The sequence below is a fragment of the Alkalibacterium sp. m-11 genome (assembly GCF_054658155.1).
Map to the genome: position 1 here is coordinate 1 of NZ_BAAGIR010000408.1, position 358 is coordinate 358.

The 358-nt window shown below is 45.8% G+C and carries 1 protein-coding gene; it reads left to right on the forward strand.

The window, feature by feature from the left end:
• Positions 1-358, forward strand: a 358-nt coding sequence (locus ACYQ2O_RS12990; RefSeq protein ID WP_459796810.1) for a transposase, incomplete at both ends; no start/stop codon positions are given.

A 358-nucleotide genomic window follows, 5' to 3' on the forward strand; every position in this document is an offset into this window, starting at 1 on the left:
TGGACGGTGTGCGGTTTAGTTTTACCCACTACAGCACACGTGTGGATAAACAGGGATATACGCGTCAGTTTAAAGTGTACACAGCAGACAAGGAACAAATGGATGACAGGCTGAATAAACTAGCCAAAACCCCGAAGGGGAACCAAAGACAAACATCGGTGAATTACAATTGGGAATACTTTAAACATCAAGCGAAAGCACACCTGGAGAGCGATTATGGAAGACGGATCTATGCCCAGCGAAAGATTGACGTAGAAACTGTTTTCGGTCGGATGAAAGGTGTCTTTGGCATGCGCCGCGTTCATGTCAGAGGGAATCAAGCCGTGCATAATGACATTGGCTTGATGCTTATGAGCAT